Here is a 6,469-nt window from a genome sequence, read left to right on the forward strand (position 1 = left end):
CTATATCAATATATTTGAGAATAAAAAGTATAAAAGAATTACGAATAAAGGCAGTGTATGCCTTATAAAAGCGTGTTCCATCAAAATCTCCATGTGCTAAATAGAGTGTTTTGTCTTGCAGCGTTGCTTTTACAGGTTGATTTTGAATAGGTACAACTATAACTTCTGGAAGGAGTTTTACAAGATTAAAATCATGATTTCCCTCAAGATATATCACTTCAATCTCTTGTGAAATAGCATTCAAAAGCGAAAGCATCTCTTGATTCTCTTTGTAAGTATAATCAATACCTCCAAAAAGAGCATCAAAAATATCCCCCATCAAAATAAGCTGTGTTGGCAGAAGTTTTTTATTATAAATATCTTTTATAAAATCAAGAAGCTCCTCCCTTCGATGGGAGTAATGGGCATCAGAAACAACAAATGCCCCCTCTTTAAGCACTAAAGCATTATGGGACATAGGCTATATCGGGAATTGCCATATTTTCATCAAGTCCCATCATAATATTTGCATTTACAACAGCCTGAGAAGATGCTCCACGCATAAGGTTATCAATAGCAGAAGAGATAAAAAGCATATTACCCTTGCGTTTAACATAGATGTCACAGAAGTTTGTTCCAGCAACATTTTTCATATTAACTGGCACTTCACTCACTCGAATACCCTGCTCATCTTTGTAAAACTCTTTTAAAAGTGCCACAGCATCAAATTCACTCTCTACTTGAATATAGATAGAGCTTAACATCCCACGAGTAATAGGCACTAAATGTGGCACAAAATGAACCTCCTCAAACGCAACGCCTACTTTTTGAGCGATTTCAGGAGCATGACGGTGTCCAAGAGGATTGTAAGCAAATAGATTATCGTTTACATTTACAAAGTGTGTCACTTCGCTTAGTTTTTTTCCTGCACCACTTACACCTGTTTTTGCATCAATGATGATGGGTGTATTTGCTACTCGTTTTTTCAAAAATGGGAGTAATCCTAAAATAGCAGAAGTAGGAAAACATCCTGGATTTGCCACAAGTTTTGCATTTTTTAAAGCTTCACGATTAAGTTCAGGTAAACCATACACTACATGAGAGAGATTTTCTTTATCAGAATGAGGACAGTAAAACTCCTCATATATATCTAAAGGCAGACGATAATCAGCAGACAAATCAACTACTTTCACCCCATTTGCAATAAGTGGCTTTACATATGCCATAGCAGTTTTATGTGGCAGAGCTAAAAATACAAGCTCACAACATTGAGAAATTTCTGCAACATCTGCTTTTTTCACGATATCTTCACAAACACCATTTAAAGAAGGATGCAATTTATTTATAGTCGTACCACCCTCAGAGTTTGCAATATAAACTAAATCAAAAATAGGATGCTTCACAAGCATTTTTACAAGTTCAAGTCCTGTATAGCCTGTTGCTCCAACAATTCCAACGCCTATTTTTTGCATCTTATTACTCATAACTATTTTGTCTCAAATACTATTTCTTGGTATTTCACTTCATCAATCTCAAACTCTTTTTCTCCACCAGGAAGACGAAATTTCACCTCATCGCCCTCCTCTTTTCCAAGCAACTGTTTTGAGAGTGGAGAGTTAAACGAGATAAGCCCTATATCTGGATTTGATTCAGAACCACCTACTATAGTATATGTAACTTGCTCATCTGTATCAAGATTTGTCATCACAACAGTTGAACCAAAGCTCACTTTTGCATGTTCGAGTTGACTTGGATCTACAATTTGTGAATTTCCTAGTATTTCTTGAAGTTCTGCCAAACGGTTGTCGATATTTTTTTGCATCTCTTTTGCAGCATGGTACTCAGCATTCTCTTTTAAGTCACCATGCTCTAGTGCCTCTTCAATAGCCTTTACAACACCAGGGCGTTTTACCTCTTTTAAATCTTTTACTTCAGCTTGTAGCTTTTCATACCCAAAGAGTGTCATCGGTTCAATTTTTTGCATAGTTATTCTCTTTTATTTATTTTTATAAGTTAAATTATAGCGAAAATTTTAGCTTACTGTTTGAAGCTTTGATAAATCAAAACAAATTATCTCATCTTTACATATTATTTTTATTAAACATGCTGATTTTGAAATTTTCACTGCGTTTAGCACATCTTCTAAAAGCACTATATACGACTGCGTTTGAGGGTCGTATGCTTGTAGCCTTTCATCTTGCACTATAAACAATCTTCCACCACCACAGCCATCACCGATGACACCCTCACATACCAAATCATCTTCTATATTAAAACCATGAATCATCAAGACAATCATCCTTTGCATCTTTTAAAAAATCTCTATAATCACTAGAGTTTGTATCTAACTTTTTATACTCTTTATAAGTATAGTTTTTAAAAGTCATATCATCAAGACATTTACAAAGTTTCGTAGAGTTTTCATCACCCTTACAATGTGAAAGCATTTCACTTTTTTGTCCCTCATTCCAGCCTGTATAAGAGATATAGTAAGGATAGAGCACCCAAATGGCAAAGCCAATCGTTAAAACGATATTGATAATATACTCATTTTTCTTTGTCTGGCGATATTTACGCACATCATAAACCAATGCCAATACAAAGACAATTTGCAAACTTATATTAAACCAATCACTATCTAAAAAATCAAACACTACTTTTTTTCCTTATCTCTTTTATTGCCTCTGCACACATGGTAAGTCCAAACGCAGCGGTCACGCCCATAAAACTACCCTTCTCTCTTGTGACAACCTCTTCAGAAGAAAAAATGACTTTATATTTTTTCTTAAATCCTCGTTTTTTTAGCTCATATCGGATTTTTGAACCAAATTTATCGCCATAACTTTTCCAGATGTCATCTACTAAAATCTTTGTCGGATCAAGTCGCTTTGCACTTCCAAAAGAGGAGATGAGCTTTTTGTAACACTTCTGTGCAAGTGCAAGTTTTGCATTTCTGTCATCTATGGCATCAAGCACCAAATCATAAGGCTCAAAGTCAAACGCTCTCACCCACTCTTCATCTATGCGTTTGTTTATAATTTGCAGTTGGGGATAATGCTCTTTAAGAGCTATAACTTTTGTCTTATTTTCATGTAGTTCTGACCACATTTGACGATTTTGATTTGAAGCGTCATAGCTATCAAAATCAACAATAGTAATGTTTTTTATGCCGCTTCTATAGAGACAATCCAGACAAAAACTCCCTACTCCACCAACACCAAGCAAAATAATGTTGGCATCTTCAAGCTTTTTAAAATCCTCTTGCAAAAGTAATTTTATGCGACTATATTTTGACATTTTTAGAGCCAATCCTCTAATTTTTGCATACTTTTGTAAGCACTCAAATCAAGCATAATTGGCGTAATTGAAATATATCCATCACGAATAGCCTCATAATCACTCATTCCAGAACTGCTACTTCGTGCTTTAAAATTCAGAGGGTGCAATCCTAACCAGTAATGCTCTTCACCACGAGGATTACGATGAATCTCTGCATCATTAGCATAAACACGATAACCAGCATAAGTAATTTTCATCTGCGCATTTGTAACTTCTGGAGGAATATTTATATTTAAAAACTCTCTATCAGGCAGAGGAAAAGCATCTTTTCGTATTTTTGTCACTATTTTTTTAATAGTATCACATGCTAAAGAAAAATCCCCATTTGGATTTGTAAAATCCATTACCTGCGAAATTGCGATGGAGGGAATATTGTGCAAGACTCCTTCCATTGCACCTGCGGCTGTACCACTGTAAGTGATGTCTTCACCCATATTTGAGCCACGATTGATTCCACTCACAACCAAATCTGGCTTTTCATCTTGAAATATCGCACTCAAAGAGAGGTAAACGCAGTCAGTCGGTGTACCATCTTCAAGTTTAAAAAAATTCTCTTCCAAGGCAACAAAACGCAGTGGTTTGGTCAAAGTCAAAGAGTGTCCGCAAGCTGATTTCTCATTTGCAGGAGCGACAACAACAACCTCCACATCTTCAAGCTCACAAAGTGCTTCTCTTAACTGCTTTAAGCCTTTTGCATCATATCCATCATCATTTGTAACTAAAATTTTATATTTATTTTTCATAATTGTATTTTATACAAAACATCATTTACATTCGAGAAAAAAAAGTTAAAAAATTTACCTTTAATAAAATATTGTTATAATACTCATCCATTTTAATAAAAACTGAGGAGTAGAAATACCTTGTTCAAAAAAGTAGCCCCTGTTTTTCTCGTACTCATTCTTATTACACTTTTTTTTACCTACTACTATAATAATAAGGTCAAAGAACAAAAACTCAACAATATTTTAGACCAAATGCGTCTCACACTCAAAAGTCAGCTCAAAACACATCAAATGGATGACCTGCAAATAGCACTGATGCTCTCCAAGAACAAAGGGCTCATCGATGCTTTAGAAAATGACGATGAAGATTTAGGGTATAAAATCATCTCCGATATTTCAAAAACAATCCAAAAGAATACAGGAAAAAAAATCCGAACACAAGTGATAACCAGCGATCTTAACATCTTTGCGCGAAGTTGGGATGACATCTACGCAGGGATGCCAATAGGCGACTACCGAACAGACCTCAAATACTTCTACACGCACAACACTCCAAGAACTTCCATAGAGGTAGGAAGAAGACTCGGCATAAAAGCAACCGTTCCCGTTTATAAAGACAATCAGCTCATAGGTTATGTAGAATCCATCTCCTTTTTTAAATCCATCACCGATTTTTTCAGCTCTATTGGAGTGGATCTTTATGTACTACTTGATGTTAAATACACCGACACAGCAGTTTTAATGATGCAAAACCTCACAATTAACAACTACATCGTTGCAAACAGAAACTACAACTACACCCACATACAAACCCTTCGCAAACTTAACTTTAAAACACTCAAGTTCAAAGGGATAGCCCATAGAAATAAAAAATATATCTTCTATCAAAATATGTATGATGGTGACAATAAAATTATTGGAGGTTTTGTGTTTGTATTACCCCAGCGTTACCTCAACTACTTTAGAAATCCAGAGGACAACATCTCTTTTTTAATAAACATTACACGAAGTTCTCTTCATAACATAGTAAAAGAGCAGAAGCATGAACACAATCAAGAGGGAAGAGAACTCTTTTTTGATGAGTCTTATGAGAAGTATGACAAATACTCAAAAGATGAGCTTATACAGATGATGCTCAACAGAAAAATAGTAAAAAAAATAGATGGGAAGATAAAATGAAAATACTGCTTTTAGAAGATGAATACTCACTGCGTATCAGCATAGAAGAGTTTTTACAAGACATAGGCTACGAAGTCGATGGTTTTATGGATGGAGTAGACGCATATAATGCGGTATATGACAAAGCTTATGACATTTTACTTCTTGATGTCAATGTCCCCTCTCTCAACGGTTTTGAACTACTCAAAAAGCTCCGTGAAGATAACATTAAAATCCCTGCCATCTTTTTAACTTCCATGACCGATATGAGTGATCTCAAAGAGGGCTATAGGAGGGGCTGCTGTGATTATATTCGTAAGCCTTTTGACCTTGAAGAACTTGAACTTCGCATAGATCAGGCACTTGCCTCTTTTTTAGATAACGATGGTTCGCTTATCACACTTGGATGCTCGCTGACATATGACCTTAAAAAGAGCAAACTCTCTCAAGATGAAGAGGAGATAGTGTTGCGTAAAACAGAAAAAGAGCTGCTAGAAGTGCTTATAAAAAACAAAAACTCCATCGTATCGACACAAATGTTTCAAGACGAGGTCTGGGGTGAGTATGTAGAACCTGCAACTATTAGGGTACAACTCAACAATCTCAAAAAGAAACTGCCTGAAGATATTATTCAAAATAGGCGCGGTTTGGGGTATATTATTGAAAGATAGCCAATATTCTACAAAGTATGCATTGATTTACTCTGCCTTGGTCGGTATTATATTACTTGTACCACTTTTTTACTATATGATATATATGAAAAATATTTACAGTATTGAAAACGAGTTGCTTCTTAAAGAGAAATCGCTGCTTATTGTAAACGCAATGCAAGAGTATGACGAGCAGGATGAGTATTTTGAGTATCCTCGTTTTAAGAGCTTCCAATCAGGTCTCTATGATGCAAATTTTCATCCCATCTTTACACTAATACGCTCAGAGATGAAGTACTTTAAGAGTGGTTATTATATAGATGGAGATGATGCCTACTATGTCATTAAATTACCAAAAGAGCGTTATTTTAATGCCAGTTATCTTGTTTTACACAACAAAATTTCCTACGCCTCCGTTTACGAGAAAGTACTTTTTATTCTCTTTAGCATTATTATTTTAGTCTTTATTTTAAGTGCTTACTTCTTAAGAACCTTTGCACGACCTTTTCAAAAGATGAACAAGCAGCTCGACAACTTCATCAAAGACTCCATGCATGAAATCAACACACCGCTCTCTATCATCAATGTAAACATTGACCTCTACAACCGCAAAAATGA

Annotated in this window: 9 protein-coding genes and 1 pseudogene; 3 read left to right on the top strand and 7 right to left on the bottom strand. The window is 35.4% G+C overall.

The window, feature by feature from the left end; translation table 11 throughout:
- From MVY38_RS10195 to surE, 7 genes are all read right to left on the bottom strand, one after another.
- Positions 1-457: metallophosphoesterase (locus tag MVY38_RS10195; protein WP_297485855.1), on the bottom strand; the 457-nt coding region annotated here is incomplete at its 3' end.
- Positions 447-1,451 carry an N-acetyl-gamma-glutamyl-phosphate reductase gene (argC, locus tag MVY38_RS10200; protein ID WP_297485870.1) on the bottom strand — a complete coding sequence of 335 codons (1,005 nt, stop codon included), beginning with the start codon at positions 1,449-1,451 and terminating at the stop codon, positions 447-449. The genes argC and MVY38_RS10195, both read right to left, overlap by 11 nt.
- A gap of 14 nt (positions 1,452-1,465) precedes the next feature.
- A complete protein-coding gene (gene greA / locus MVY38_RS10205) occupies positions 1,466-1,963 on the bottom strand; it encodes a transcription elongation factor GreA (protein WP_297485857.1) in 498 nt (165 codons plus the stop codon).
- Positions 1,964-2,011: 48 nt separating this feature from the next.
- A complete protein-coding gene (locus tag MVY38_RS10210) occupies positions 2,012-2,266 on the bottom strand; it encodes a thiamine biosynthesis protein ThiF (RefSeq protein WP_297485859.1) in 255 nt (84 codons plus the stop codon).
- The gene (locus MVY38_RS10215) at positions 2,250-2,633 is read right to left on the bottom strand and encodes a hypothetical protein (RefSeq protein ID WP_297485861.1); all 384 of its coding nucleotides are present in this window, start codon (positions 2,631-2,633) and stop codon (positions 2,250-2,252) included. Before MVY38_RS10215 ends, MVY38_RS10210 begins: the two co-directional genes overlap by 17 nt.
- Entirely contained in the window at positions 2,626-3,276 is a 651-nt protein-coding gene (locus MVY38_RS10220; protein WP_297485863.1) for a ThiF family adenylyltransferase, read from the bottom strand. Before MVY38_RS10220 ends, MVY38_RS10215 begins: the two co-directional genes overlap by 8 nt.
- A 2-nt stretch (positions 3,277-3,278) precedes the next feature.
- Positions 3,279-4,061: a 5'/3'-nucleotidase SurE gene (gene surE, locus MVY38_RS10225; RefSeq protein WP_297485865.1), complete on the bottom strand. Its 783-nt coding sequence runs from the start codon at positions 4,059-4,061 to the stop codon at positions 3,279-3,281.
- Positions 4,062-4,181: 120 nt separating this feature from the next.
- On the opposite strand from surE, the gene MVY38_RS10230 reads away from it, so the two are divergent.
- The 3 genes and pseudogenes from MVY38_RS10230 to MVY38_RS10240 all read left to right on the top strand — a co-directional run.
- On the top strand, positions 4,182-5,222 hold the full coding sequence (locus tag MVY38_RS10230) for a cache domain-containing protein (RefSeq protein WP_297485867.1): 1,041 nt from the start codon (positions 4,182-4,184) through the stop codon (positions 5,220-5,222).
- Complete coding sequence (locus MVY38_RS10235) at positions 5,219-5,872, top strand: response regulator transcription factor (RefSeq protein ID WP_297485869.1); 654 nt, start codon at positions 5,219-5,221, stop codon at positions 5,870-5,872. The genes MVY38_RS10230 and MVY38_RS10235 overlap by 4 nt, the downstream gene beginning before the upstream one ends.
- Positions 5,862-6,469 (top strand): annotated as a pseudogene (locus tag MVY38_RS10240) (sensor histidine kinase); the annotation flags it as partial. The gene MVY38_RS10235 and the pseudogene MVY38_RS10240, both read left to right, overlap by 11 nt.

This window comes from Sulfurimonas sp. (assembly GCF_027056685.1).
Classification (GTDB): Bacteria; Campylobacterota; Campylobacteria; order Campylobacterales; family Sulfurimonadaceae; genus Sulfurimonas.

Bases quoted from the DNA above. Each gene is read 5' to 3' on its own strand.
- argC (WP_297485870.1), bottom strand. From the start codon at position 1,451: ATGCAAAAAATAGGCGTTGGAATTGTTGGAGCAACAGGCTATACAGGA.
- greA (WP_297485857.1), bottom strand. From the start codon at position 1,963: ATGCAAAAAATTGAACCGATGACACTCTTTGGGTATGAAAAGCTACAA.
- MVY38_RS10210 (WP_297485859.1), bottom strand. From the start codon at position 2,266: ATGATTCATGGTTTTAATATAGAAGATGATTTGGTATGTGAGGGTGTC.
- MVY38_RS10220 (WP_297485863.1), bottom strand. From the start codon at position 3,276: ATGTCAAAATATAGTCGCATAAAATTACTTTTGCAAGAGGATTTTAAA.
- surE (WP_297485865.1), bottom strand. From the start codon at position 4,061: ATGAAAAATAAATATAAAATTTTAGTTACAAATGATGATGGATATGAT.
- MVY38_RS10235 (WP_297485869.1), top strand. From the start codon at position 5,219: ATGAAAATACTGCTTTTAGAAGATGAATACTCACTGCGTATCAGCATA.